Annotated in this window: 30 protein-coding genes; 9 read left to right on the forward strand and 21 right to left on the reverse strand. The window is 39.1% G+C overall.

What is annotated here, in order from left to right:
* The first annotated feature begins 9 nt into the window (after positions 1-9).
* The 3 genes from AC1M9L_RS01495 to ychF all read left to right on the forward strand — a co-directional run bounded on the left by AC1M9L_RS01495 (position 10) and on the right by ychF (position 2,935).
* Positions 10-1,080, forward strand: coding sequence for a methionine ABC transporter ATP-binding protein (locus tag AC1M9L_RS01495; RefSeq protein ID WP_481591140.1), 1,071 nt, complete (start codon positions 10-12; stop codon positions 1,078-1,080).
* The gene (locus AC1M9L_RS01500; protein WP_481591141.1) at positions 1,061-1,720 is read left to right on the forward strand and encodes a methionine ABC transporter permease; all 660 of its coding nucleotides are present in this window, start codon (positions 1,061-1,063) and stop codon (positions 1,718-1,720) included. The genes AC1M9L_RS01495 and AC1M9L_RS01500 overlap by 20 nt, the downstream gene beginning before the upstream one ends.
* A gap of 123 nt (positions 1,721-1,843) precedes the next feature.
* Positions 1,844-2,935 carry a redox-regulated ATPase YchF gene (gene ychF / locus AC1M9L_RS01505; RefSeq protein ID WP_035264512.1) on the forward strand — a complete coding sequence of 364 codons (1,092 nt, stop codon included), beginning with the start codon at positions 1,844-1,846 and terminating at the stop codon, positions 2,933-2,935.
* A gap of 59 nt (positions 2,936-2,994) precedes the next feature.
* On the opposite strand, the gene AC1M9L_RS01510 is transcribed toward ychF, so the two are convergent.
* Complete coding sequence (locus AC1M9L_RS01510; protein ID WP_481591142.1) at positions 2,995-3,549, reverse strand: Mpo1 family 2-hydroxy fatty acid dioxygenase; 555 nt, start codon at positions 3,547-3,549, stop codon at positions 2,995-2,997.
* 100 nt (positions 3,550-3,649) lie between these two features.
* On the opposite strand from AC1M9L_RS01510, the gene AC1M9L_RS01515 reads away from it, so the two are divergent.
* On the forward strand, positions 3,650-4,342 hold the full coding sequence (locus AC1M9L_RS01515) for a Crp/Fnr family transcriptional regulator (protein ID WP_481591143.1): 693 nt from the start codon (positions 3,650-3,652) through the stop codon (positions 4,340-4,342).
* Positions 4,343-4,408: 66 nt separating this feature from the next.
* Here AC1M9L_RS01515 and AC1M9L_RS01520 read toward each other — a convergent pair whose 3' ends face one another.
* Positions 4,409-4,891 carry a hypothetical protein gene (locus AC1M9L_RS01520; protein ID WP_035264529.1) on the reverse strand — a complete coding sequence of 161 codons (483 nt, stop codon included), beginning with the start codon at positions 4,889-4,891 and terminating at the stop codon, positions 4,409-4,411.
* 125 nt (positions 4,892-5,016) lie between these two features.
* Here AC1M9L_RS01520 and AC1M9L_RS01525 point away from each other — a divergent pair, with 125 nt between their 5' ends.
* From AC1M9L_RS01525 to dapC, 5 genes are all read left to right on the forward strand, one after another.
* Positions 5,017-5,745 (forward strand): AzlC family ABC transporter permease, encoded by a 729-nt coding sequence (locus tag AC1M9L_RS01525; protein ID WP_180027874.1) that lies wholly within the window; start codon positions 5,017-5,019, stop codon positions 5,743-5,745.
* Entirely contained in the window at positions 5,742-6,083 is a 342-nt protein-coding gene (ygaH, locus tag AC1M9L_RS01530; RefSeq protein WP_179998205.1) for an L-valine transporter subunit YgaH, read from the forward strand. The genes AC1M9L_RS01525 and ygaH overlap by 4 nt, the downstream gene beginning before the upstream one ends.
* A 185-nt stretch (positions 6,084-6,268) precedes the next feature.
* Complete coding sequence (purT, locus tag AC1M9L_RS01535; protein ID WP_481591144.1) at positions 6,269-7,486, forward strand: formate-dependent phosphoribosylglycinamide formyltransferase; 1,218 nt, start codon at positions 6,269-6,271, stop codon at positions 7,484-7,486.
* Between the two features lie 23 nt (positions 7,487-7,509).
* A complete protein-coding gene (gene glnD / locus AC1M9L_RS01540; protein ID WP_481591145.1) occupies positions 7,510-10,176 on the forward strand; it encodes a [protein-PII] uridylyltransferase in 2,667 nt (888 codons plus the stop codon).
* 31 nt (positions 10,177-10,207) lie between these two features.
* On the forward strand, positions 10,208-11,377 hold the full coding sequence (dapC, locus tag AC1M9L_RS01545) for a succinyldiaminopimelate transaminase (RefSeq protein WP_481591146.1): 1,170 nt from the start codon (positions 10,208-10,210) through the stop codon (positions 11,375-11,377).
* A 426-nt stretch (positions 11,378-11,803) separates the two neighbouring features.
* Here dapC and AC1M9L_RS01550 read toward each other — a convergent pair whose 3' ends face one another.
* From AC1M9L_RS01550 to AC1M9L_RS01640, 19 genes are all read right to left on the reverse strand, one after another.
* Positions 11,804-12,016 carry a hypothetical protein gene (locus AC1M9L_RS01550; protein WP_481591147.1) on the reverse strand — a complete coding sequence of 71 codons (213 nt, stop codon included), beginning with the start codon at positions 12,014-12,016 and terminating at the stop codon, positions 11,804-11,806.
* Between the two features lie 334 nt (positions 12,017-12,350).
* Positions 12,351-13,049 carry an orotidine-5'-phosphate decarboxylase gene (pyrF, locus tag AC1M9L_RS01555; protein WP_481591148.1) on the reverse strand — a complete coding sequence of 233 codons (699 nt, stop codon included), beginning with the start codon at positions 13,047-13,049 and terminating at the stop codon, positions 12,351-12,353.
* A 139-nt stretch (positions 13,050-13,188) separates the two neighbouring features.
* The gene (locus tag AC1M9L_RS01560) at positions 13,189-13,554 is read right to left on the reverse strand and encodes a lipopolysaccharide assembly protein LapA domain-containing protein (RefSeq protein WP_035264552.1); all 366 of its coding nucleotides are present in this window, start codon (positions 13,552-13,554) and stop codon (positions 13,189-13,191) included.
* A 20-nt stretch (positions 13,555-13,574) separates the two neighbouring features.
* Entirely contained in the window at positions 13,575-13,880 is a 306-nt protein-coding gene (locus tag AC1M9L_RS01565; RefSeq protein ID WP_035264555.1) for an integration host factor subunit beta, read from the reverse strand.
* Between the two features lie 162 nt (positions 13,881-14,042).
* Positions 14,043-15,719, reverse strand: coding sequence for a 30S ribosomal protein S1 (rpsA, locus tag AC1M9L_RS01570; protein ID WP_035264556.1), 1,677 nt, complete (start codon positions 15,717-15,719; stop codon positions 14,043-14,045).
* Positions 15,720-15,835: 116 nt separating this feature from the next.
* Positions 15,836-16,516 (reverse strand): (d)CMP kinase, encoded by a 681-nt coding sequence (cmk, locus tag AC1M9L_RS01575; protein ID WP_035264559.1) that lies wholly within the window; start codon positions 16,514-16,516, stop codon positions 15,836-15,838.
* A gap of 18 nt (positions 16,517-16,534) precedes the next feature.
* Positions 16,535-16,966, reverse strand: coding sequence for an SRPBCC family protein (locus AC1M9L_RS01580; RefSeq protein WP_180027685.1), 432 nt, complete (start codon positions 16,964-16,966; stop codon positions 16,535-16,537).
* 75 nt (positions 16,967-17,041) lie between these two features.
* Positions 17,042-17,566, reverse strand: a complete 525-nt coding sequence (gene tadA / locus AC1M9L_RS01585; protein WP_481591149.1) for a tRNA adenosine(34) deaminase TadA — start codon at positions 17,564-17,566, stop codon at positions 17,042-17,044.
* Between the two features lie 2 nt (positions 17,567-17,568).
* Positions 17,569-18,690 (reverse strand): enoyl-CoA hydratase/isomerase family protein, encoded by a 1,122-nt coding sequence (locus AC1M9L_RS01590; protein WP_179998211.1) that lies wholly within the window; start codon positions 18,688-18,690, stop codon positions 17,569-17,571.
* The gene (ung, locus tag AC1M9L_RS01595) at positions 18,687-19,400 is read right to left on the reverse strand and encodes a uracil-DNA glycosylase (protein ID WP_481589861.1); all 714 of its coding nucleotides are present in this window, start codon (positions 19,398-19,400) and stop codon (positions 18,687-18,689) included. The genes AC1M9L_RS01590 and ung overlap by 4 nt, the downstream gene beginning before the upstream one ends.
* A 28-nt stretch (positions 19,401-19,428) precedes the next feature.
* Complete coding sequence (locus AC1M9L_RS01600; RefSeq protein ID WP_481591150.1) at positions 19,429-20,025, reverse strand: 6-pyruvoyl trahydropterin synthase family protein; 597 nt, start codon at positions 20,023-20,025, stop codon at positions 19,429-19,431.
* Between the two features lie 162 nt (positions 20,026-20,187).
* Positions 20,188-21,144 (reverse strand): type II secretion system minor pseudopilin GspK, encoded by a 957-nt coding sequence (gspK, locus tag AC1M9L_RS01605; protein WP_481591151.1) that lies wholly within the window; start codon positions 21,142-21,144, stop codon positions 20,188-20,190.
* A 15-nt stretch (positions 21,145-21,159) separates the two neighbouring features.
* Positions 21,160-21,804 carry a type II secretion system minor pseudopilin GspJ gene (gene gspJ / locus AC1M9L_RS01610; RefSeq protein WP_481591152.1) on the reverse strand — a complete coding sequence of 215 codons (645 nt, stop codon included), beginning with the start codon at positions 21,802-21,804 and terminating at the stop codon, positions 21,160-21,162.
* Complete coding sequence (gene gspI / locus AC1M9L_RS01615; protein WP_481591153.1) at positions 21,801-22,193, reverse strand: type II secretion system minor pseudopilin GspI; 393 nt, start codon at positions 22,191-22,193, stop codon at positions 21,801-21,803. The genes gspJ and gspI overlap by 4 nt, the downstream gene beginning before the upstream one ends.
* Positions 22,180-22,740 (reverse strand): pilus assembly FimT family protein, encoded by a 561-nt coding sequence (locus AC1M9L_RS01620; RefSeq protein WP_481591154.1) that lies wholly within the window; start codon positions 22,738-22,740, stop codon positions 22,180-22,182. Before AC1M9L_RS01620 ends, gspI begins: the two co-directional genes overlap by 14 nt.
* Before the next feature lies 1 nt (position 22,741).
* Positions 22,742-23,356, reverse strand: coding sequence for a TetR/AcrR family transcriptional regulator (locus AC1M9L_RS01625; protein WP_035264575.1), 615 nt, complete (start codon positions 23,354-23,356; stop codon positions 22,742-22,744).
* A gap of 45 nt (positions 23,357-23,401) precedes the next feature.
* Complete coding sequence (locus AC1M9L_RS01630; protein WP_481591155.1) at positions 23,402-24,175, reverse strand: TatD family hydrolase; 774 nt, start codon at positions 24,173-24,175, stop codon at positions 23,402-23,404.
* A gap of 31 nt (positions 24,176-24,206) precedes the next feature.
* The gene (locus AC1M9L_RS01635; protein WP_481587020.1) at positions 24,207-24,548 is read right to left on the reverse strand and encodes a PilZ domain-containing protein; all 342 of its coding nucleotides are present in this window, start codon (positions 24,546-24,548) and stop codon (positions 24,207-24,209) included.
* Positions 24,549-24,573: 25 nt separating this feature from the next.
* Positions 24,574-25,551 carry a DNA polymerase III subunit delta' gene (locus AC1M9L_RS01640; protein ID WP_481591156.1) on the reverse strand — a complete coding sequence of 326 codons (978 nt, stop codon included), beginning with the start codon at positions 25,549-25,551 and terminating at the stop codon, positions 24,574-24,576.

Genomic DNA, 25,551 nt, shown 5'->3' on the forward strand with positions numbered 1-25,551 from the left:
AGAATGATCATGGTGAGTTTTGGTTCACACATTGAATTTGCAGTACCCCATATTACAATTCGTCATTTAAATAAGTATTACGATGTACAAGGAAAACAAGTTCACGCACTCAAAAACATTAATTTGGATATTCCCGAAGGAAAAATTTTCGGCATTATCGGCAAAAGTGGTGCGGGCAAATCTTCATTGATTCGCACCTTAAATGGGTTAGAAACTATTTCTGATGGTAGTATTCATATACATCAACATGATCTAGGGCAGCTTAATCACAATGAATTAATCGCCCTACGCCAGCGTATTGGCATGATTTTTCAGCATTTTAATTTACTATCTGCCAAAACAGTTTGGGAAAATGTCGCGCTTCCATTGAAAATCGCAAAAGTGCCTGCTGCTGAGATTCAAACTCGTGTGGATGAGATTTTAAATCTGGTCGGTTTAGCTGAAAAGCATCATCACTATCCATCACAATTATCGGGTGGGCAAAAACAACGTGTTGGGATTGCCCGTGCATTGGTCAGTAAACCTGAAATACTATTGTGCGATGAAGCAACATCGGCACTTGATCCAGAAAGCACATCTGTTGTTCTATCTTTACTGAAGGAAATTAATCAAAAATTAGGACTCACCATCGTTCTCATTACACATGAAATGCAGGTAATTCGTGAAATTTGCGATCAAGTGGTGGTTATTGATCAAGGTGAAATCGTTGAATCAGGGCAAGTTTGGTCAGTCTTCTCTCGTCCCCAGCAGAAAATCACGCAAGAACTCCTCAATTTGGAACAGCTTGATTTGCCATTCCAGTTACATCAAGAGCGAGCTACACATTTAACGCATACCATTTTGAAAATCAGCTATGCAACTGATTTAAAAAATCCTCCCAACTTAAATGATGTACTTTCTAAAATTACACTGCCTGTGCATTTATATCAAAGCCATGTAGACACTATTCAACATCATCTGGTTGGCTCACTCATCGTAGGTATTCCTCAATTAGATGTTGATGTGCATACGCTCCATCAGCAATTCCACCATAAAACATCACAAATCGAGGTGCTTGGCTATGCACAACCAGCTCATTGATCTTTTAATTACAGGCACTATTGATACTTTATTAATGGTCGGTATTTCTGCATTTTTAGCGCTTCTTATTGGATTGCCTATAGCTGTAATCCTAGTCAACACCTCAGAAAATGGGATTATTCCGTCAAAAAAAATCAATCATGCCTTGGGTTGGGTAGTGAATATTACGCGCTCTATTCCCTTCTTAATTTTAATGGTGGCGCTCATTCCCTTCACTCGACTAATTGTGGGGACAAGCTATGGGGTATGGGCTGCAGTTGTACCTTTAACTATTGCGGCTACACCTTTTTTCGCACGTATTGCGGAAGTCAGTCTACGAGAAGTTGATCATGGACTCATAGAGGCTGCACAAGCCATGGGCTGTAATCGCAAACAAATTATTTGGCATGTGCTTTTACCAGAAGCACTGCCTGGTATTGTTGCAGGTTTTACTGTCACGCTTGTGACCATGATCAATTCCTCTGCGATTGCGGGTGCTATTGGTGCGGGTGGTTTAGGTGACATCGCCTACCGATATGGCTACCAACGCTTCGATATGCAAATTATGTTGGCGGTGATCATCGTATTAGTCGTATTGGTCATGCTGATTCAAGCTTTGGGTGATCAATTGGCACATAGTTTGGACAAACGTAAAATCTAATTCACACTATTCAATTGAGTCTCATCTGTGTTTTCGAGAAACATCCAAGCCATGACCTGACTTTGTCATGGCTTTGATGTAAAATCACCGTCAATTTTTAAATAACACTGTGTGAGTCTTTTCATGGGTTTTAATTGCGGTATTGTCGGCTTGCCGAACGTTGGTAAATCTACACTTTTCAATGCATTGACGAAAGCTGCTATTGCTGCAGAAAACTTCCCATTCTGTACCATTGAACCAAACACCGGCATCGTTCCTGTTCCAGATCCACGTTTAGATAAATTAACTGCTATTGTTAAACCTCAACGTGTTATTCCAACCACAATGGAATTTGTAGACATCGCAGGTTTAGTTGCTGGTGCTTCTAAAGGTGAAGGTTTAGGGAACCAATTCTTAGCCAACATTCGTGAAACTGATGCAATTGCACACGTAGTACGTTGTTTTGAAGACGAAAATGTTATTCACGTGAACGGCAAAATTGACCCACTTGATGACATTGCAACTATTAACACTGAGCTTGCTTTAGCAGATTTAGAAACAGTATCAAAAGCGGTTACACGTTTAGCAAAGTCTGCGAAAGGTGGTGATAAAGAAGCTGTTGCAACAAAAGCTGTACTAGAAAAAATTCAGCCATTACTTGATGAAGGTCGCCCTGCTCGCGCAGCTGATCTTGATGACGACGAGCGCAAATTAGTTCGTGGCTTTGGTTTATTAACCCTTAAACCAACAATGTATATTGCTAACGTTGCTGAAGATGGTTTTGAAAACAATCCGCACCTTGATGCTGTTAAAAAATTAGCGGCAGAAGAGAATGCTATTGTAGTTCCGCTTTGCAACCAAATCGAAGCTGAAATCTCTTTGCTTGAAGATGATGAGCGTGCTGAATTTTTAGAAGCGATGGGCATGGAAGAACCAGGTCTTAACGTGGTTATTCGTGCAGGTTATGGCTTACTTGGCCTACAAACTTATTTCACTGCAGGCGTTCAAGAAGTTCGTGCTTGGACTGTAAAAATCGGTGCGACCGCTCCTCAAGCTGCTGGTGTGATTCACACTGATTTTGAGAAAGGCTTTATTCGTGCAGAATGCATTGCCTATGACGATTTTGTTCAATACAACGGCGAAGCTGGCGCTAAAGAAGCTGGAAAATGGCGTCTTGAAGGTAAAACTTATGTCGTTCAAGATGGTGATGTTTTACATTTCCGTTTCAACGTTTAAGTTATTAAAAAACAGCCGAAAGGCTGTTTTTTTTGCAAAGATTATTTAAAAGAATGAGATCATGGATTTTGAGTTGAAGTACTCGAGTGATTTACGTGTTTATGGTCCATTTCATAGCGTAATTGTTTAGCTCGAACCAATACTTTCTCTTCCAGTTTCTTACGTAAACCAATAAGAAATATAAATTCTGCTACCACAAATAAAGGACCTATAGCGAGCCCTACAAGATCATCCACAAAAGCTGGTTTTTTCTTTTCATAATAGTGCCCAATAAATTGAATAATCCATCCCACAATAAAAAATCCAGCACTTACCAATACCCAAGAGGATGTCGCTAAAGCTGCTACTTGTGTGGCTGGTTGATAAATTAAAGCAAATAGCAATGCCATTACCACACCAAAAATGAGATCCAAACTCAAGTAATAAATCACTGATGCGACGATCAATAACATTGCAAGATCAATGGAATATCCAGCAACTGTAAATTGCGCTTTGGCTGCAAAACACAAGATCGAAAATACAATCAAGGGAATTCCAATAAAATGCGAAAATACGTTTTTTCGATCTAGGTGATAAGCTGCATATTGTCCAAGCAAGCTCTCTAAACGAGTCATGTTATCATTCCTTTTTCTGACTATTTCCTTCACTATATATAAATATAAACCAATAAGTTGTCGACTAGACGACAAATAATCAGCATAAAAAGGGAAAATTTTGCTTTCAAATCAATACGTTTATCTTTTAAAAAATAATTGGTGGTTTAGCCAGTTTGATCATGAACTACAACAGCTGATGCTCGAACATGCACAGCTCATTGAATATGGCAAAGAACAACTGATATTTTCTAAAGCTGATCAATTTGATGGCATTTATGCCGTGATTGATGGTGCTGTTCGTTTAGCACATATTGACGTAGAAGGTCGTGAGGCGGTGACAGTTATCGCAGATCCCATTATGTGGTTTGGTGAAATTTCGTTGATTGATCAACAACCCCGCTCTCATCATGCGATTACCAGTAAAAAATCCAAAATCCTCAAAATAAGTCGTGTAGGACTTGATCTAATTTTAGAACAATATCCAAAATTTTGGTTTTATCTGGCTCAATTGGTGAGTCATAAACTCCGTTATGCTTTCATGGAGTTGGTCTCTATTCAAACACAACCCCTTATTCAACGTTTAGCACAAAGATTAATCTTTATCTTAAATGGATACGGTAATCTCAAAGAGATTGAAAAAAACACCATCAACCTATCTCAAGAACAATTGGCACAAATGTTGGTCTGCTCAAGACAGACCATTAATCAAGAACTACAGCATTTAGAAAAAATTGGCGCAATTAAAGTTGCATTTAAAAAAATTGAGGTGATTAATCTTAATCAACTTAAAGCTTTAGCCGATCAAGCTTAATCGATTAAAGATGATGTGCTTCAGTAAAATCTGGATTAATCATTGTATTGGGGTCGCTAGGGTCACTTAAAATAATTTTGTATACGCCTTAGTGTTTCCTAATTCTGGTTGCTCAATTGCAGTTTTGCACTGCGCTTTATCGCGTTCATAATTGGCTTGACGCTGTGCGAGCTGGCCCTCATTTTCCACGATTGCACGTGCCCAAGCATCTATGGTTGTTAGCGCTTTACGACAAAGCGCATATTTCCCTTCAGTCACTGAGTCGGTCATTTTGACATTAATACGCCAATCCAGTACCAATTGACGCACAGGCTCGCGTACTTGTGATGGTATAAGCGCTTTATTGGCTTGATACAGAATAGGATCAACCTGATTAATCAATTGCCAAGCATGATTTGCATATTCAGTTGCGTCATTAGTCAGCTTCGGTGCTTCTTTAATTTCAACCTTTTCATCGGCAGTTTCTGCCTGACCACCACAACCGGATAAAGTGAAGATGAGGAATGTAGTCAATGCAGCTAATTTAAAGGGAGATTGAATCGCAAACATGACATCGCTCTAATAAACTATTCGGCACTATGCTAGTAAATTCGGGTAGAATACTCAATCTCGTTTTATACCTTTTGTTCCAATCTCCAATTAGGTTTATCGTGACCCAATCAAGCTCCCCACACATGACACCGGCAGGTTTTTGGCAAGGTGCCAAAGACAGTCAAGCCATCATTTTCACCTATTTGCCTGTTTCATTCGCGTTTGGTGTATCGGCAACTCAATTTGGATTTACGGCGTGGGAAGCATTATTTTTATCCTGTTCGATGTATGCAGGTGCCAGTCAATTTTTGGTGGTTGCCTTACTCGGCAGTGGCACTTCTATCTGGATGACAGCCTTAACTGTAATAGCACTTGATATTCGACATTTGTTATATGGCCCTGCTTTACAAAACTTAATTCAAGATAAACTCAATCTGAAAAAAACAGCAATTTGGTCATGGGGCTTGACCGACGAAGTCTTTGCATCAGGCATGATTAAACTTTCGCAACGCCGTCAAGAATGGTCTGAATCTTGGATGTTAGGTCTGAGTCTGTTTAGCTGGTTGTCTTGGGCACTTGGATCTTTTCTCGGAGGCTTATTTGCAGATCAAGTCAGTCATCTCCCCCAATTTTTGCAAGCAGCGCTCGACTTTCTATTACCTGCACTTTTCTTGAGCTTTTTATTGGCTGCATTTGAGAAAAAACATACCTTTGTCGTGACCATCACCATTATTGTTTCTGCTATTTCGTGTTACTTTATCGATTTATCCGCAGCGATATTCATTGGCATAAGCTCTGGTATTTTGGCTGGTTTGTTTAAACATTATGTACTGAAGCAACATGATCCTTTGCACACAGGTGAACAATCATGAATCTAGAAATTATTTGTGTCGGTATTCTAGTCGGCATCGCGAATTTCGCCTCACGCTTTGGTCCTTTTTTTGTGATTCAGAAACTACAACAAGGTCGCCAGAAACGCGGTGCTCTTTGGCTTAAAATCGCCCTTGGATCAATCGGTATTGCAGCAATCAGTTCAATGCTCGTGGTCGCGACTTTACCGCCGCTCTTAGAAACACCCAATAAGAGCGTTGCCATGTTAATTGGTTTTATTGTGCTCTCGGGTTTATATTTCAAATTTAAACAGATTGTACCTGCAACACTCACAGCGGCACTCACATACGGTTTGGTGTATACCTATTTCCCACTTTAAAATATTTCTCGCGTATTATTCATTCAGATTCTAAATTTATAAGCCTGATCCTCGGATAAGGCTTATAAATTTTTATCAATAAAAAAATTAAACGATATCAAAATAATTTCTTGCTTTTTCTTGTATTCATCGCGCTCAAGAGGATTTAGTTCTGATATGCTAAAAGTCCATAATATCAAGCACGGATGAATCAAATGCTTATTACACTCGGTACTCCACTTCAATCTTCGGCGTTTAAAGTTCTATTATTGGGTTCAGGTGAGTTGGGTAAAGAGGTGGTAATATCATTACAACGATTAGGTGTAGAAGTACATGCAGCAGATCGCTATGACAATGCACCTGCCATGCAAGTTGCTCATCATTCCTACACTTTGAATATGGCGGACCCAAAAGAATTAAAAAAACTGATTGAACAAGTTCAACCTCATTTAATTGTTCCTGAGATTGAAGCCATTGCCACTGAAGTCTTAGTGGAAATCGAAGATGCTAAAACTGCCGTAGTTATTCCCTCTGCGAAAGCCGTGAATCTCACCATGAATCGTGAAGGAATTCGTCGCCTCGCAGCTGAGGAACTAGGGCTACCAACCTCGGCTTATCGTTTTGCCAATAGTTTGGAATCATTCCGTGCAGCATGTGATGATATTGGCTATCCAAATTTTGTAAAACCTGTGATGTCATCATCGGGTAAAGGACAATCACGCGTAAAATCTTTTGATGAAGTCGACGCTGCTTGGGAATATGCTCAAACAGGTGGTCGTGTCAATCAAGGTACTGTCATCGTAGAATCGCAAATTGATTTTGATTTCGAAATTACATTACTCACAGTACGCGCAAAAAATCCTGAAACAGGAGAAATCGAAACGCACTTCTGCGATCCTATTGGACACCGTCAAGATGCAGGTGACTATGTAGAAAGCTGGCAACCTCAACCTATGAGCACAGCTGCCCTTGATGAAGCAAAACGTATTGCCAATAAAGTCACAGTAGCGCTCGGCGGTTGCGGTATTTTTGGTGTGGAATTATTCGTTAAAGGTGATCAAGTTTGGTTCAGTGAAGTTTCTCCTCGTCCACATGACACTGGATTAGTCACACTTGCATCTCAATATCAAAGTGAATTTGAACTTCATGCCCGTGCGATTTTAGGTCTTCCAGTGAACACGCAACGTCACAGTGTTGCTGCAAGCGCTGTGATCTATGCAGGTGTTGATGATACGAATTTGTCATTTTCTGGCGTAAATCTTGCTATGCAAAACCCTAATGTCGATTTACGTCTTTTTGGTAAACCTGAAGGTTTTAAACGTCGCCGTATGGGGGTCGCAACTGCACGTGCTGAAACAACTGACATTGCACGCGAATTAGCGACTGAAGCAGCTTCAAAAGTAATTGTAAATCAAAACAAATAATTCATTAGGTAGGCCATCATTTCATGATCAATACGTCTCCATTAGCAAACTATGTTTCGAGTAATCACGACATCAAGGCAATTAATCAATGGCGCTCAGATGTTGAAAATCAATTACAACATGAGTTTGAAAATGGTAAGGCGATACGTGAGATCATCCTCACTCGATCTAACCTGATTGATGAGGCACTTAAATTCCTTTGGCAACATGCTGAGTTAGATCAAACCGATCTGGGCTTGTTCGCTGTAGGAGGTTATGGTCGTCGTGAAATGATGCCCTACTCTGATGTCGACATTCTGATCCTTTCAGAAGATGATCTTACACAAGAACAAGAAAATGCCATTACCATTTTTATTTCCTCTCTATGGGATGTTGGAAATTTTAAACCTGGCGTAAGTGTAAGAACCATTCAACAGTGCTTTGAACAGGCCATGAATGACTTAACGGTAGCAACATCTCTCATTGAGTCTCGTTTAATTATTGGCAATGAACACTTAGCGAAATGGCCTCGTCGTGTTGTTTCACAAACTTGGACGGATAAAACCTTCTTTGATGCCAAGATGGAAGAACAAGCCAAACGCTACGCTCAGCACAACAACACTGAAAGTAATTTAGAACCTGATATCAAAAATGCACCGGGCGGCATTCGAGACATTAACCAAATTGGTTGGATTGCAAAACGGCATTTCCGAGTAAATCGTATATACGATCTTGTACATTTAGGTTTCATTTCTGAGTTTGAACTTGGGGTGCTCGAAGATGCTGAGAATTTTCTCTGGGAAATTCGTCATCATTTACACCGCTTAACTAAGCGTGATGAAAACCGACTATTGTTTGATTACCAACGCGATATCGCAGCAAAATTTGGTTACCACAAAGTCGAAGGTGAACATATCAATTATCCAATTGAACAGTTCATGAAACGCTACTATCGAGCAGCTCAGCAGGTTTCAACCCTGAATGAAATGCTACTCGCCTATTTTAATGAATCAGTCATCACTCCTCGCTTACCCAACTATGAGCGTAAAATTGAAGAAGTGAATGAAAACTTCAAATTGGTGGATGGTAAACTCGCAGTTCAACACCATAAAATTTTTGCAGAGAAGCCTACAGCCATCCTTGAGATTTTCTATATCCTAGCAAATCGCCCTGATATTGATGGTATTCGAGCTCGTACACTTCGATTGCTTACTTTAGCTGCAAAACGCATTGATCAAGCGTATAGAGACAATCCAGTTAATCAAGCCTTGTTTATGGCGATCATCCGATCACCAAATAACTTATATGAAACATTGCTTGCGATGAAACGTTATGGTGTACTCGGCAACTATATTCCTGCATTTGGACAAATCATGGGCCTTATGCAATACGATTTATTCCATATCTATACTGTAGATGCACATACGCTCCTACTCTTACGAAATTTAAATCGTTTTAAAGCGCCAGAATTTGCTAAAGATTTTCCTGTCGTAAGTTCGGTATTCCAGCGTCTGGTGCGCCGAGACATCGTATTCCTCGCTGCTTTGTTCCATGATATCGCCAAAGGCCGTGGTGGAGACCATAGTGAATTGGGCGCGGTTGATGCCATTGAGTTCTGTAGCAAGCACGGTTTTACTGAGCGTGAGTGTAATCTTGTTGCGTGGTTGATCCAAAATCATCTATTGATGTCGATGACTGCGCAGAAAAAAGATATTTCTGATCCAGATGTTGTAAAAGATTTTGCCGAGAAGCTAGGTGATATGGAACACTTAGACTATCTGTATACGCTTACAGTGGCTGACATTAACGCAACCAATCCTAAGCTTTGGAACACATGGCGAGCATCGCTCATGCGTCAGTTATATACCAATGCTCGTGACGTTATTCGTAGTGGTTTGGGACGTCCTGTCGATTACCAAATGCTGATCGAAGATACCAAATTTGCAGCAAGTGAATTACTTGTCAATGATTATGCTTTAGAAGCTGTTGAAAAAGTTTGGCAAGAACTTGGTGACGAATACTTCCTCAAAGAAACTGCAGATGAAGTCGCATGGCATACACGTGCAATCCTAGATCATGGTGATAATTCAGCACCATTGGTGATGATGCGCGCGCACCGTAAATCAGCGCAAGATGCTGTGCAGATTTTTATTTACACTCAAGATCAACCTAATCTTTTTGCCACCACTGTTGCAGTTCTAGATCGTATGAATCTAGATGTACAAGATGCACGCATTATTACAGCAACTAAATCCTTTAGCTTAGACACCTACGTGGTGCTTGATCGTTTTGGCACATTAGTGACAGATCCAGAACGTGAAAATACGGTAAAAGAATCATTGGTGCACGCATTAACAGATTCACAAAATTATCCAGGTTTAATGCAACGCCGTATACCACGCCAACTTCGTCATTTTGATATCGAAAACACAATTGATATTACGTTGAACGAGGCGCTGCAGCAAAATATGGTCGAGATCTCTACCCTCGATCAGCCTGGATTACTTGCCCGTATCGGTGGCTTATTTATGATGCAAGGTCTCGATATCCATTCCGCGAAAATCGCCACCTTGGGTGAGCGCGCAGAAGATATTTTCTTTGTAACCAAAAAGAATGGCGAACCTATGAATTTAACTGAAGCTCAGGCTTTTGCTGAACAATTAAAAGCAGCATTAGATGAAGCTTCAAATCAGGTCTGTAATCATCATTAAAATTTAGATTTAACCCGACGGTAACTGTTTCATGAACTCTAGTTTAAACCTATTACATCCTTATCCATTTGAAAAGTTGAATAAACTTTTTCAGGATGTAAAACCTGCAAATCTTCCGTTAATTCCATTGTCAATTGGTGAGCCAAAACATCCTGCACCTGAATTCGTAAAACAAGCTATTGTCGATAACTTCAATCATCTTTCGACATACCCAAACAGTAAAGGCTTACCAGAATTACGTGAAAGTATTGCGCAATGGCTCACACGCCGTTTCAAATTAAATGCTATTAGCGCAGAAGATCATATTTTACCTGTGACTGGCACACGTGAAGGAATTTTCTCATTCGTACAAGCGCTGATTAATCGTGATGAAGCGCCTTATGTAGTTATGCCGAATCCCTTTTATCAAATTTACGAAGGTGCAGCTTTACTCGCTGGCGCTCAACCTTATTTCATCAACTGTACTGAAGAAAATGGTTACCTTGGTGACTTCGATACTGTCCCTGCAGAAGTATGGGAGAAGACAGCTTTACTTTTTGTCTGCACACCCGGAAATCCGACAGGTGCTGTTCTTTCAAAAGAACAGTTCAAAAAATTAATTGCGCTCTCTGATCAATACAATTTTGTCATCGCATCTGATGAATGCTATTCAGAACTATGGTTTGATGAAGCCCCTGTAGGATTACTCGAAGTTTGTGCTGAACTAGGTCGTGATGACTATAAAAACTGTATCGTATTCCACTCTCTGTCTAAACGTTCTAATTTACCAGGTATGCGATCTGGCTTCGTTGCAGGTGATGCTAGTCTATTAAAACCTTATTTAAAATTCCGCACTTACCACGGTGCTGCAATGCCAGTACAACATCAATTGGCATCGATTGCTGCATGGAATGATGAGGCACATGTTGAAGAAAACCGTAAACAATACCGTGCTAAATTTGATTTATTCCAACAAGAATTAGGTGATTTGCTACCACTGAAAAAGCCTGATGCGGGTTTCTATTATTGGTTAAAGGTAGATAATGATGAAACTTTTGCCAAAATGCTGATGGAAAAAGCACATATCAAAGTCTTACCGGGTCGTTATTTATCTCGTGATACTGAACAAGGAAACCCAGGTGAAAGCCATGTTCGTCTTGCTCTCGTAGCAGATTTAGACCAATGTAAAGAAGTTGTTAAACGCTTAAAATCAATTCTCTAGTCGTGCATGATCTTTAATTTTAAGCCCTCTTTTTAGAGGGCTTATTTTTTTGATTGATGATTCTAGGCATAGTTTGAGCGGAAAATGATATTTTCTAACAAACCTCTCTCTAACTCTCTCCCAAAGGGAGAGAGAACTAAAAAGAATGGATTGCCCATGATAATGTTTGGATCACTCTCAAGTGTGAGTTGTAGTATGCCTATGGGATTTAAAAATTAGTTCTTTATGCATGATGGTAACTTTTTAATTTACTAGTTATTTTACTTTTTATAGAACCATTTTTATACAAGGCATATATGAGTAAGTGTTCAATGAGTAAATATGCATCATTCGGATGTGGTGTATCTTTCATGTCATAATTCTTTTCTCCCTTAATAAAGTTTATATATCTTATACATTGAGAACCATAATTTGAGCTTAAGTTACTTATAAATCCTTAGAACATGCTTTTCCGAGAAAATTTGAATGTTTAGATGCTTTATTTTTATATAAAATATATTCTTCTAATAGTTCCTTCCTTCTTTTTGCTGTAGTGCTTTTAGTTTCAATTTCGTTCTGTATTAATTCAAGTTTATTTAAATTATAAATATATTCTTTTGCTTCATTTGCAATAACCTCACTGCCTTTTGATTTCTCCATTCATTTGAAATACACCATGCAGTAGTAGATGCTATTCCAGCTCCTATTAAAGTAGTAATTGCTCCCCAATCCCAGTTACAAACTTGCATATTTTTTTCCTTTCGTACCTTTTATGCAGCAACAACGCCATGCTAAACAGCTTTTCCAATTTCTTTATTTGTTAAACCTTTTATCCAACTCTTTGATTTTATCATGTTATTAAGTTTTAACTGTCTTAGCACAAGGCTTCTTCTCGCTTCTTTATAAACCTTGTTTATTACAATCTTAATCCTAGTTAAAAAAAGCCATGAACATTCATGGCTTTTTAAAATAGTTCAAGACTGTAATTTGAAAATTACAAAGTCGCTAGAATATCTCTTAAAGTCCGATTTGGATTTTCTGATTTAGTAATCGGGCGACCAATCACCAAATGTGTAGAACCATCTAACATAGCTTGCTTAGGTGTAACAATACGTTTTTGATCATCCGCTGCAGAACCTTCTGGACGAATTCCCGGAGTGACGAGAGCAAAGTTCTGACCTAGAGTTTCACGTAACATTTTTGCTTCTTGCGCAGAACATACAACACCGTCCAAGCCACTTTCTTGAGTCAAAGTCGCTAGACGTTTCACATGTTCAAAAGGCTCGATATCCAAACCAAGATCACGTAGATCTTCTCGCCCCATTGAAGTTAATACAGTGACTGCAATCAACTGTGTTTGATAGTTACCTGCTTTTAATCTTTCTACACAAGTTTCCATCATTTTTCGTCCACCAGATGCGTGAACATTGACCATCCATACCCCTTGATCTGCAGCAGCGCAAACGGCTTGTGCTGTCGTATTTGGAATATCATGAAATTTTAAATCTAAAAATACTTCAAAACCTTGATCATGCAATGCTTTTACAACGGTCGGACCTTCATGTGTAAAAAGTTCTTTACCCACCTTTACACGACAAAGTTTAGGATCCAAATTTTCAGCAATTTTCAATGCGTCGTATTGGCTTTTTGCATCTAAAGCAACAATGATACTCAAGGTTGTTCTTCCGTCCATCTAAAGTTGCGTCATTATAAAGATGTTCAACTTAAGCTGCAAAATTAACTTTCAAAAACTCAGCTTAAAATTCAACAGTTTATTTTCAATAAAAAAAACCTCTAAAATAAATTTTAGAGGTTTTTTAAATATTTATAAATTACAGCGGATTTGAGTTACGCGGATCTGAATGCACATCTAGTACTGTCTTTTCATGACGTACATTTGCAGCAGCTTCAGCAGCAGCTAACTGAGCATTTTGGATTTGTTCTTTACGAAGATATTCAATATCTTTGCGAAGACGCTTAATTTCCCAACTATTTTGGAATACACGGAAAACTTGAACTCCGAGTAATAATCCAACGATGATCCCAAGTGCCAAAGTCAACAAAAGCAATAAACCTAATCTCATTGCCGGTACTTGAGTGAATAGAAGATCAACAGTCAGTTCTGTACCATTTTGCAGAACCAATGCCAATGCATATCCGAAGATTACAACTAACAGTGCAACTAATACGTAACGCATAACCACCCCTGAGTAATTTATTATTTTCCTGCTGATTCGTTTACAGCATCTCTTAGTGCTTTACCTGGTTTGAAATGAGGTACAGCTTTAGCAGCCACTTCAACTGACTTACCTGTTTTAGGATTACGCCCAACTCGCGGTTCGCGATGATGTAAAGCAAAACTTCCAAACCCACGAATTTCAATACGATTATCAGCTGATAATGACTCAATCATTTGATCGATCATAATTTTAACAGCTTCTTCGACCAATGGCTCAGCCAAATGAGGGTTTTTGATAGAAATACGTTCTATTAAGTCAGACTTATTAAGTGCTTCAGTAGTCATCTGCGACCTCTTTAATTATCAAGCTACTCTGTGCATAGCGAGATAATAACCTGTTTAAATACAAAACGGTAGCGCAGTAAGTCAATACTACGCTACCGTTTACAGTATTTGTGTAAAAAGTATTAGTTAAATTACATTAACAATACATTGAACACGAAAGACTTAGTGGTTCATTTGAGCTTTGATCAAATCACCAATTGTCTTAGGACCGTTGTCTTGACCTGCAGAAGCAGTTTTCAAGTTAGCAACAGCTTCTTTCTCTTCAGCTTCGTCTTTCGCTTTGATAGACAAGTTGATTGCGCGTGATTTGCGATCAACATTGATGATCTTAGCTTCAACTTCTTGACCAACTTCTAAGAATTTAGTTGCATCTTCAACGCGGTCACGGTTGATTTCTGAAGCTTTAAGAGAAGCTTCAACTTCGTCAGCCAACTTAATTGTTGCGCCACGAGCATCAACTGCAACTACAGTACCTTTAACAAGAGCACCACGTTCGTTAGCAGCTAAGAAATCGTTGAACGGATCGCTGTTCATTTGCTTGATACCAAGGCTGATACGGTTGCCTTCAGCGTCTACAGAAAGGATAACCGCTTCAACAGTGTCACCTTTCTTGTAACGACGAATCGCTTCTTCGCCTTGTTCATTCCAAGAAATGTCAGATAAGTGAACTAGACCATCGATACCGCCTGGTAAACCGATGAAGATACCGAAGTCAGTGATAGACTTGATTGTACCTGAAACTTTTTCACCTTTGTCGTGAGCCTTAGCAAACTCTTCCCATGGGTTAGCACGAGTTTGTTTGATACCAAGAGAAATACGACGACGCTCTTCATCAACTTCAAGAACCATAACATCAACTTCATCACCAATCTGAACAACTTTAGATGGGTGGATGTTTTTGTTTGTGTGGTCCATTTCTGAAACGTGTACTAAGCCTTCAACGCCTTCAGCGATTTCAGCGAAGCAACCGTAATCAGTTAAGTTAGTTACACGCGCTTTAACGATAGAACCTTTAGGGTAACGGTTCATGATCGCTAACCATGGATCTTCACCTAGTTGTTTAAGACCTAATGATACACGGTTACGCTCTTTGTCAAATTTAAGTACTTTAACAGTAACTTCTTGACCAACTTCAACAACTTCTGATGGATGCTTGATACGTTTCCAAGCCATGTCAGTGATGTGAAGAAGACCATCAATACCGCCAAGGTCAACGAAAGCACCGTAGTCAGTAAGGTTTTTGATTGTACCAGTAACTGTTTGACCTTCTTCAAGTTGAGAAAGAAGAGCTTCACGGTCAGCTGAAGATTCAGCTTCCATAACTGCACGACGTGATACAACAACGTTGTTACGTTTAGCGTCAAGTTTGATAACTTTGAATTCTAACTCTTTACCTTCAAGGTGAGTCGTGTCACGGATAGGACGAGTGTCTACCAAAGAACCTGGTAAGAATGCACGTACTGGACCGATGTCAACAGTGAAACCGCCTTTAACCTTACCAGAGATAACACCAGTAACGATCTCGCCGTCTTCAAAGATTTTTTCAAGTTTAGTCCAAGTTTCAGCACGTTTAGCTTTTTCACGTGATAAAACTGTTTGACCCATACCGTTGTCAAGCGCTTCAACAACTACGTCAACTGTGTCACCAACGTTAACTTCAAGTTCACGTTGTTCGTTTAAGAATTCAGAGCGAGCTACTACGCCTTCAGATTTAAGGCCAGTATCTACAGTTACCCAGTCAGAATCGATGCTAACAACGATACCTTGGATGACTGCACCCTTTTCAACGTTGAGGTTTAATTCGCTTGCTTCAAAGAGGGCTGCAAAAGATTCGGTCATGATATACCTAGAAAAGTCAGCGGTCTTGGATCAGACAAGGCCGGTTTAGTTAAGTATCGACATAGTCCATATAGAACTGATCAAGCTATGCTTCCACTAATATTCATTAATTTATCTTATTGCGCATCAATATATGCGGTCATCAGGTTAAATACAGCGTCAATGTCCAGATCTGAACTATCGATAATGTAAGCCCCTTCAGCCGGCTTAAGCGGCGCAACGGTTCTTTCCATATCACGCTTATCACGTGCTTGGATATTAGATAAAATGTCGCTTATTTTAACATTTTGCCCCATGGCCTGCAACTGCTTTACACGCCGCTCAGCACGCGACTCAGCAGAAGCCGTCAAATATATTTTTGCTTGGGCTTCTGGGAAGATTGAAGTCGCCATATCACGGCCATCGGCAACAAGACCTGGTGCTTGAGCAAATGCACGTTGTCTTTCGAATAATGCCTGTCTTAATTCAGGTACAACTGCAACCTTGGATGCAAACTCACCGACTTTTTCAGTGCGAATTTCATCCGTTACATCATGCCCGTTAAGTAAAATTTTTGTTTTTAAATGATCACTAACAAATTGAATATCGAGATGAGTCGCTATTTCTACGCATTTAACCAACACATCTGGATTGTGAATTGAATCAATTAAATTCAGCTGATGTAATGACAATCCCAACAAACGATACAAAGCGCCAGAATCTAGTAAATGAAACTGGTAATGCTGTGCCAATTTTGCTGCCAAAGTTCCTTTGCCTGAACCGCTTGGTCCATCAATCGTGATAATTTGAATTGTCATTACTTTACCAACTTCGCCTTAAAGGCGTTTTGCTAATTTCTTAAAACCAAGTGTAATAGCAAGTTTGAGTTGTGCAAGAATTAATTTGCTCACAAACGGTGCTCTTGCCTGTAATTCGATCGTGTATGTGACTAAAGTTTTAGCTGTTGAAAGCTCTTTAAATTCAATAATTCCAAGATGATGTTTGATTAATGGATTCTTGATAATTTTGTATTCAATACGCTTATTTGGCTCTAGTACAGTAATTTCTTCTTGAATTGGCTTTATTGGGCCTAATCCCATTTTTCGTACTGATCCAATCCCATCAGGACGACTCGGATCAGCTGCATCTTTAATGCGTACAACCTGAATCGGTGCAAATACATCATTATAAGTCGCATGTTTTGACAAAACTTCAAATACACGATCTATAGGCTGGTTAAATTCTTGTTTAACTTGGATTGAATTCATTTTTATTCCTTTTCATTGAGTCCGCTTCATACTGACAATACATTATGTCAATTTTTCCACAATCAACAATAGCAATCATTCCTGATTATTTTCTATTTTTTGTCGTACACGCTGTTGTTTTTTTTGTTTTCGTCTGAATTTAAAAAATTCTGAAAGTTGATGAGCACACGCTGATTGCATGCAGCCCCCTTCAAATTCAAATATATGGTTGTAGTAACCTTGATTATTCAATAGCTGTCGCGCACTGACTAGAGAACCCGCTTTCGGCTCTAAAGTACCAAATACAACACGGTGAACTCGAGCATGAATTAAAGCCCCCACACACATCGTGCATGGCTCAAGGGTTACATAAAGGGTTGCATCTTCTGGTAGACGATAGTTCTGAATTTGATTACATGCTTGGCGAAGTGCGACCACTTCAGCATGAGCAGTCGGGTCATGACTCAGGATGGGTTGATTATATCCTTCACCAATTACTTTTCCTTGACTCACAATGACAGCTCCAACAGGGATTTCTCCCAATTGAGCTGCAAATGCAGCCTGCTCATAGGCACGCTGCATCCATTTTAGATCTTCGGCATCAAATTGAATTTCAGTCAAAATTAAATAATACCGTACTGTTTTAACAAGTTATTCCAGCTCTCGATATTTGTAACTGGTGGGTGCGCACCTAAAATTCCTTTTAAGGACATAGATTCTGCAGGTGTCCATTCAGGAGATAAATCTTTATCCACTAAACGTGCACGTACGCCTTCAACAAAATCAGGATGTCTAATTTTCCAATCAGAAATTTGAGTTTCAAGTTCAAATACTTCTTGCCAAGGATGAACTTGACGCCCCCATTGCCATAACAACCAGGTAATCGCAGCTGTACTTGGTGATCCTTTTGCCAGATTTTCACTCGCTTGTCTTAGCCAATCACTTCGTGCATCACTTAAACCGATAATTGCTTCGTAGTCATTTTCAAAGTTTGCACCACGACAGACACTGTGAATCACGTCTAACGAGATTTGCAGTGGCCCTGGAGAAACTGGTCGATGCAAACTATTTAAAGTGTCATCTAATGCCCTAAAATCACCAGCAGGATAATGATCCCAATCGATATTGATCAACTTTTGTAAAACAACATCGCGCTGAGCATCACAAATATGAGTCGCCCAGCCAATACCATAAGCTCCTGCCGCAGTCATGATCGATCCAGTTAAACCTGTAAATAGACCAATTGGGCCACGATCTGCCAAGAAACGACTAGCACCAACATCTGGATATAAACCAATATTTACTTCTGGCATTGCAAGACGCGAATAAGGTGTAACGAGTCTGAATGGTGCAGCCATAAATAAACCAAGCCCACCACCCATCACATAACCTTCTCCCCAAACGACAATCGGCTTAGCGTAGTCATGCAACAAAAGATCTAGCGCGTATTCTTGTTCAAAAAATTTATTTGCCGCATCAACCTCATTATTGATGACCAACTGACGGAGTTTGCGTACATCCCCACCGGCACAAAAAGCTTTAGGGGTTGTTGAATCAAACCAGATCGCTTTAACCGCATCATCATGATGAAACTTTTCAAAAACAGCCAATAAAGCCGTCACAATAGATTCATCAAGTGCATGTAAAGATTTTGGACGATTTAATCGAACCACTCTCCATCCATTCTGTGCTTCTTCAACAATTAAGTCAGGATGATATTGATTCGTCTCAGGAGATATTGTCATGCTTCCAGCTGCCATTTAATTGGCTCAATGCCATTTTGTTTAAGATAATTATTTGTTTTTGAAAAAACTTTACACCCAAAAAAACCACCTCGGTTTGCTGCCAATGGTGATGGATGTGCTGCTTTTAAGACCAAATGCTTATTTTGGTCAATTCGTTGACCTTTCTTATGCGCGTACGCACCCCAAAGAATGAAAACGATCTTTTCACGTTGCTCATTTAGAACATCTATCGCAGCATCAGTGAAATCTTCCCAACCTTTCTTTTGGTGTGAAGTCGGCTGGCCCGCTTCAACAGTCAATACACTGTTCAGCAACAAGACACCCTCTTCAGCCCATTGGGTTAAATCACCATGCTTGGCAGGCGCTATTCCAAGGTCAGTGCTGAGTTCGTGATAGATATTACGCAAAGACGGCGGTAATGCAACACCCTTTTGCACTGAAAAACTCAATCCATGTGCTTGATTTGGACCGTGATAAGGATCTTGACCGAGAATCACGACCTTTACACGATCTAAGGGTGTGGTGTTGAAGGCATTAAAAATAAGAGAATTAGGTGGGTATATCACCTTATTCGCCTGTAATTCAGATTTGAGAAAAGCTTTCAGCTGATCCATTTTATCGCTGAGCAAAAACTCTGCTAAAGCATACTTCCAACCATCCTCTAACCGAACTTGATTCAGTTGACTTAATTCTTGTTCGGTGAGTTGCATTGTGTTCATCCCTAAATCAATCACAGCTTTAAAGTTTTACTTGTAAATCTACACTTGGGTTCTTAAAAGTTAAGCCTTGTTTCAATTGTTCGTACATTTTAGGATCAGACCATTCATTTTGAATTTGTTCTGAGAATATGATTTGATCAAGCGCCAATAAGCCCATCTGTTCATTTACGATATCTTCAGCAAAACTTTGCGCATAGCCTGTGTCAGTTTCATGCACGATCACTGAATAGACTTCAACATCACCTTCACCATTTTGCGTGACAGTTGATTTCAGTACTTGTTCTGCCAAATAAAAGAAAATTCGAGAAAATTGTTCAGCAGAAGGTGAAACGGGTAATGAAACCCAACGCGCACTAAAAGTTTTACATGCTTGAATATATTCAGCTGAATCTTCTTGCCAAAAACAAATCGCATGATCAAAACTATCATAAAGTTCTTTGATCACACCTTTCAGCAAACCAAAATCATAGACCATTTGACCATGGTCTAGCTTTGAGGCTCTCAATAATAATTCGACTTTATAGCTATGACCATGAATTGAACGCTTACAGCGGTCTGATGTGCAATTTCGCACTATATGCGCGTTTTCAAACTTAAATAATTTTCGAATTAACATATGTCAGAGCAATAAAAAATCATGGGTTAAAATGATTATAGTGCATATTCACACAACTCATCATTAATTTTAACGTTTTAAGCAATTGGCAAAACGTATTAAAAACAAAAAAAATAAAAAGCCATCATTCAATTTGTTTAAATTAATAGTTTAGCAATTTAATCAATTGGTTTGAAGAGGTGCCAAACTTCTTGAGAAGACATAAACCTTATCTTCATCACGCATCAGATAACTCGAAAAATATCGCTTTCGATCAGATAGCATGATTTCAATATCTGCTCGATAGAATGCAGATTTAACATCAAAATTATTTTTTGCTGTGCTTTTTGCTTCTTCACTTAACTGACTTAGAGTGTTGAGTTCCCAGAGCTGATCTACGGACTCAAAAAACTCACCATTGGCTTTTTTCTGATCCAAATCACGCTGCACATTTTGCACATCCAAACTTGGGTCTATAGCAGCAATAATCATCGCTGGTGCTGTATTAATATTAATTTTAATTTCTTTTAAAGGAATCGCTGTAACATAAGGTTTTATCAATAAAAACTTATCACCTTCAAATCCTCGCACTTGCTTCAACTCTTCAACGCTATGAAAAGGACCATTCGCTGGCAAATAAGGACGCGTTAAACTTAAATAATAATTACTCTCTGCCCCCATCGCACCAATCGTCAAATCATCTTGATCTTGCCAATCAATTACCGCTTCATTCAATTCTTCTGGCAAACCAAGCTTTGTTAATAATCCCTTAAAGTAATTCACCGCATTATCATTCGGCACGCCATCATCTTTGACCAAACTGTTTAAATTAAACTTACCCGTTTCATCAACAATTCGCCCTGCGACATAACCACCATCAATTGGAAATGGTGGCATCGGTTGAGCCCAAGTTTCTTGAAGATTATCTGATTTTGAATTGGACTTAGCATCTTGAACCAATAATTCTGAGAAAAAAGCTTCAGCACTTTTTGCATAATACAGTGCTTGGTTTTGACGAATCACATAAGCCGTATTTTCACTGGTATTGTATTGACGATGGGCAATCGTCGCAGCAATGATAGTTGCCAAAGCGACTAACATTAAAATCGTAATCAGGGCGATTCCTTTTTGCTGCTTCATGCATTTTCCTAATGATTAACTAGATGCCGGTTTTAAATAGTCAGTATTAAGCAAACTAAAAATCCACTCATATTCAGTATCTTGTTGCTTAAATCTAATTCGCATACCTTTAGGCAATAGCCGAGCAACACCATCTTGAGCATCATTACTATTAGAACTTATTGTTGATGCTTCCGGCCACGAATTCAATTCATTCGGGTTTAAAATCGTGATTTGAAAATCATCCACATTTTCTAGGATCGTACTGGATAAAGGTTGAGTTGTTTGAAGAACATTCAGATTGGGATACTTTAAACGATAAACTTTTCGATCTTGCGCATTATAACGATATTCTATTCTCTCAAATGGAGACAAACCCTGTTTCAGCGGGTCTGTGACCCCTGCCTTACTAAATTGTACAGACTGATCATCCAGTAAAAATGCAGGTTGGATTTGTCCTGCGATATTTGCAGTCAGCGGTACAATTTGCAAAGCATCTCTTTGCATTTGTAAATAACTATCTTGCAAACTGAGAAGTTGCTGTTCATGCACCGCATTGCGATCTTTGACTTTATTTAAATAATCAAAAATTTTCCATCCTAAAGCAGACAATACTGCAAAGATGGCTATGGCAACCAAAAGCTCTACCAAGGTAAAACCTTGTTGTTTACTCTTGATCATGAGTTGGATTGCTCTCTGATAGGATAGTTATAAAACACCATGGTGGTGACACCTGAATCAACTTTACCTAAATCATTGTTATATAGACTCACTTGCACTTCTATTTTCTGAACATCTGGGCTAATAGTCGCTTCTGATTTTTTATCAATTTGCCAACTTAACCCTTGAGAGGTAATTTGCTTCGATTGAGTTCCCTCTAACCATTCACCACTAATTTGTATTGCAGCGACTTCATTTTGTGCGACGAATTGTGCTTTTGTTCGTAAAATTGCATTCGCAGTCGCCTGTGTGTACTGCATAGCTACCTTCGTCAATGACATTGCTGCTACAGCGAAAATAGCCAAAGCCACCACAACCTCAATCAAGGTAAATCCTTTAAGCGCCCGCATCGATTTTACCCAAGTAATCTATTTGAATAAGATTACCAATTGCTTTTTGTTCATAATACATTTGAATTGTGACAGGTTTAACCTCGCCATTGCCCAACCAAATTAATTTCGGTGCATTATTATTCATCAAGTCTGCATTAGTTGCATTTTCAAAACTATAGTCGCTACTTTCGATCTGAAATGAAACCTTTGCAGGTAGCTCTCTCGCAGAAAACTCTGGCATTTCAACCCAAGTGGAAGGTTGACGATTATTATTCGATACAAGCGTCTGCTCTGGACGAGTTAAATCATTATATTTTTGAAATGTATAGCGAAACTGATCACCATTCCATTGTGGCACCAATGCAACCACTAACGATTGATCAACAGCCTCTCGATGAATACGTTTTAAATCTAATATTAAAGCCTCTCTAGCTTGCATTGCTTTACGTTGATCAATCCCACCAATATTCATCACCACCAATGCCGCCATGATGCTGATGATCACAATGACCACCATCAATTCGATTAAAGTAAATCCGCCTTGACGGTGATCTAGAGATTGCATATTAGGCCACTGATTCTGTCAAATTTATCTGTTTAGGCATCATCAATGCTTGATCAATTAAAGCAACCCTTAACGTATCTCGACAGCCTAAATAGCGTTGATAGAAACTCGAATTTAATATCGCAGCACCACCATGAGTAATCGACCAAATGGATGCTAGATAATCCCGAGAACTCATCTTACTTTGAATGGATGCTAGATGATTTTCTGTCATACGAATGATAATTCTGAGTCTACTTTTGCGGATCTGATACATTTCATTAAATAAATGATTAATACCCTGACCAGTTGTAGATAATCGTTCTTCAATTTGATGAAAGAGTACAGTACGTTCTGGATGATGCAAATGGTGCAACATAAAAAAAGCTAAATGTTCAGGAAAGCCTTTTTCAGTATCTCGAACCATTTCTAATAACATGCGCTCATTACGAATAATAAGCAACATGTACAATTCATCTTTACTTTGGAAGTGCTTATAGAGTGTTCCTTTTGCTAAATCTAACTCAGCGGCCAATGCATCCAATGTCATGCCCGCTTCGCCGTTTTCCAAAAGAAGTTGTTCTGCGACCTGAAATATTAATGCTTCTCTCGCTCTAAACTGAGCCTGACGATCCATCTTCACTCTATAAACTCTCTTCTTTCTATTTTCCGTATTAAATTTTTACTGCATTCGTAGAAGATTCTCGAAATTTTGCGTTGTAATAAAGGCAATCTCCTCGACTGACTTATCATATACATCACCTAATGCTTTGGCTACATATGGGACATACTTTGGTTCATTAGACTTTCCTCTATATGGCATTGGTGCTAAATAAGGGCTATCAGTCTCAATTAATAGTCGATCTAATGGAACTTGCTTGGCCACATCACGTAAATCCTGAGCATTTTTAAACGATACTATTCCTGAAAATGAAATGTAATAACCGCAATCTAGAACCGCTTTTGCCGTATCCCAATCCTCAGTAAAACAATGCAAAATTCCGTGTGTCGACTTTTCAGCTCTTATAATATCTATCGTATCCTTTTTAGATGAGCGTGTGTGTACGACCACTGGCTTTTTCACCATCTGTGAAGCTTGAATATGTCGTGCAAAACATTCTTTTTGTTCTTTAACAAATTCAGTACTGTGATAATAATCTAGACCCGTTTCACCAATTGCCCAGACCTTATCTATACTCGCCAATTCAACCAAAGTTTCAACAGTAGCACGCTGCATGACTGCTGGATCTTCACATGGATGCACCCCAACACTGTAACCCACTCCTTCGTGTCGAGCTGCAATTTCTGACAGAATAATATGATCATCCAAATCAACCGATATCCCCATCATTTTTGTGACACCAGCATCAATCGCTTGCTGAATTGCTAAATCGATATTTCCCTCGTAAGGTTCAAGGTTGAGCATGTTTAAATGACAGTGTGTATCTACAAACACAAGGACACCTTTTAATTTTTTAAGTCAGAGCCTACATTGTAAAGCTTGCACGTGCTGTTGACATACTTCCAGCGAGTATTTTTTCTGCTTCCATCTTGTAATAGGCTCCTTTATCTCCAGTTAACTGCAATCCAAAACCTTGTGGTTTAATGCCCGATTGCTTATAGGAAATCCAAATCACCTTACCCGTAATTGGTATTTTTTGAGTTTGATTAGGAAGTGTTGCCAAGATAAAAATTTCTTCACCCATTTTGACTGGATGTTTGGTTGGAATAAATAATCCACCACCCTCAACAAAAGGCATATAACTGGATTGCAGAGTTTCGCGATCATTAATATTGACTTGTAATAAACCGCCCGGACGTGGCTGCATCTCTATCCCCTGTATTCAAACATGATTATTGAACATTCATTAATTTTATAAAAAGCTGATCAACAATTAAATTTGATTGAACATTCTGCTCAACCATTTGTTTTGCTTGATGCACATCATTATAAATATCAAATAATTGCTCTAATTGATATTGCTCAGCCAACAAACTAAAGTCTAAATCGCTATTTTTTACATTTTGTTCCATTTTATAGGCAACAAGATCAGCTAATAAGTACTCAAACATAACAATCAACTCGGAAAAGTTGAGTTGCTTATTCCATTTAGAGGCGTACTGCATTGGCATATTTTTTTGACTGACTAAATGATACCAATCATTTATAAACGCACTTCGCAGAGTTAACCATTCACTTGAGGCCAACTCAATAGCAGCTAAAGGCATACCATTCGAAAGGTTAAGCAACAGTGAGCTCAAAGTCTGCTGCTCTGCATTCAAATGTTCATTCAGATATGCATTGGCTTGATCATCAGTCAGCCGATCTAAGGCGTAATGTTGTAGGCGACTTCGTATAGTGGCTGGTAATTTTAAATAATGATCCGCCAAAAGAATAATCACAACACGCTCACCTGGTTCTTCAAGTGTTTTCAATAAAGCATTTGACGATGCGATATTGAGCGCTTCCGCCGGTTCGATCACAATAACCCGCCAACCATCGACGGTTTGTTGCACGAATGGCTGTAATTCACGAATTTTCTCAATTTTAATTTTAGCGTTTTGTTTCTTATTGTCCTCATCCGTCGTGACGTAAACATAATTTGGATGAGTATCTGATTTTAGCCACAAACAACTTGAACACTGACCACAAGGTTGATTTGGCTGCTTATCTAAACATAGCAGCCAAGTAACAAATTGCTGGGTAAAAGCTTCTTTACCACAGCCTTTTTTGCCATAAAAAAGTAATCCATGACCTACTTGAGGAAACCGCTGAGTCAGTGTGCTCCATACGTTAAGTTGCCAAGGATAAACATGCTGAGTCTGAGTCAT

The sequence above is a fragment of the Acinetobacter sp. ANC_7511 genome, from assembly GCF_056779975.1.

Bases quoted from the DNA above. Each gene is read 5' to 3' on its own strand.
- AC1M9L_RS01495 (WP_481591140.1), top strand. From the start codon at position 10: ATGGTGAGTTTTGGTTCACACATTGAATTTGCAGTACCCCATATTACA.
- AC1M9L_RS01500 (WP_481591141.1), top strand. From the start codon at position 1,061: ATGCACAACCAGCTCATTGATCTTTTAATTACAGGCACTATTGATACT.
- ychF (WP_035264512.1), top strand. From the start codon at position 1,844: ATGGGTTTTAATTGCGGTATTGTCGGCTTGCCGAACGTTGGTAAATCT.
- AC1M9L_RS01510 (WP_481591142.1), bottom strand. From the start codon at position 3,549: ATGACTCGTTTAGAGAGCTTGCTTGGACAATATGCAGCTTATCACCTA.
- AC1M9L_RS01520 (WP_035264529.1), bottom strand. From the start codon at position 4,891: ATGTTTGCGATTCAATCTCCCTTTAAATTAGCTGCATTGACTACATTC.
- AC1M9L_RS01525 (WP_180027874.1), top strand. From the start codon at position 5,017: ATGACACCGGCAGGTTTTTGGCAAGGTGCCAAAGACAGTCAAGCCATC.
- ygaH (WP_179998205.1), top strand. From the start codon at position 5,742: ATGAATCTAGAAATTATTTGTGTCGGTATTCTAGTCGGCATCGCGAAT.
- purT (WP_481591144.1), top strand. From the start codon at position 6,269: ATGAATCAAATGCTTATTACACTCGGTACTCCACTTCAATCTTCGGCG.
- glnD (WP_481591145.1), top strand. From the start codon at position 7,510: ATGATCAATACGTCTCCATTAGCAAACTATGTTTCGAGTAATCACGAC.
- dapC (WP_481591146.1), top strand. From the start codon at position 10,208: ATGAACTCTAGTTTAAACCTATTACATCCTTATCCATTTGAAAAGTTG.
- AC1M9L_RS01550 (WP_481591147.1), bottom strand. From the start codon at position 12,016: ATGGAGAAATCAAAAGGCAGTGAGGTTATTGCAAATGAAGCAAAAGAA.
- pyrF (WP_481591148.1), bottom strand. From the start codon at position 13,049: ATGGACGGAAGAACAACCTTGAGTATCATTGTTGCTTTAGATGCAAAA.
- AC1M9L_RS01560 (WP_035264552.1), bottom strand. From the start codon at position 13,554: ATGCGTTACGTATTAGTTGCACTGTTAGTTGTAATCTTCGGATATGCA.
- AC1M9L_RS01565 (WP_035264555.1), bottom strand. From the start codon at position 13,880: ATGACTACTGAAGCACTTAATAAGTCTGACTTAATAGAACGTATTTCT.
- rpsA (WP_035264556.1), bottom strand. From the start codon at position 15,719: ATGACCGAATCTTTTGCAGCCCTCTTTGAAGCAAGCGAATTAAACCTC.
- cmk (WP_035264559.1), bottom strand. From the start codon at position 16,516: ATGACAATTCAAATTATCACGATTGATGGACCAAGCGGTTCAGGCAAA.
- AC1M9L_RS01580 (WP_180027685.1), bottom strand. From the start codon at position 16,966: ATGAATTCAATCCAAGTTAAACAAGAATTTAACCAGCCTATAGATCGT.
- AC1M9L_RS01590 (WP_179998211.1), bottom strand. From the start codon at position 18,690: ATGACAATATCTCCTGAGACGAATCAATATCATCCTGACTTAATTGTT.
- ung (WP_481589861.1), bottom strand. From the start codon at position 19,400: ATGCAACTCACCGAACAAGAATTAAGTCAACTGAATCAAGTTCGGTTA.
- AC1M9L_RS01600 (WP_481591150.1), bottom strand. From the start codon at position 20,025: ATGTTAATTCGAAAATTATTTAAGTTTGAAAACGCGCATATAGTGCGA.
- gspK (WP_481591151.1), bottom strand. From the start codon at position 21,144: ATGAAGCAGCAAAAAGGAATCGCCCTGATTACGATTTTAATGTTAGTC.
- gspJ (WP_481591152.1), bottom strand. From the start codon at position 21,804: ATGATCAAGAGTAAACAACAAGGTTTTACCTTGGTAGAGCTTTTGGTT.
- gspI (WP_481591153.1), bottom strand. From the start codon at position 22,193: ATGCGGGCGCTTAAAGGATTTACCTTGATTGAGGTTGTGGTGGCTTTG.
- AC1M9L_RS01620 (WP_481591154.1), bottom strand. From the start codon at position 22,740: ATGCAATCTCTAGATCACCGTCAAGGCGGATTTACTTTAATCGAATTG.
- AC1M9L_RS01625 (WP_035264575.1), bottom strand. From the start codon at position 23,356: ATGGATCGTCAGGCTCAGTTTAGAGCGAGAGAAGCATTAATATTTCAG.
- AC1M9L_RS01635 (WP_481587020.1), bottom strand. From the start codon at position 24,548: ATGCAGCCACGTCCGGGCGGTTTATTACAAGTCAATATTAATGATCGC.
- AC1M9L_RS01640 (WP_481591156.1), bottom strand. From the start codon at position 25,551: ATGACTCAGACTCAGCATGTTTATCCTTGGCAACTTAACGTATGGAGC.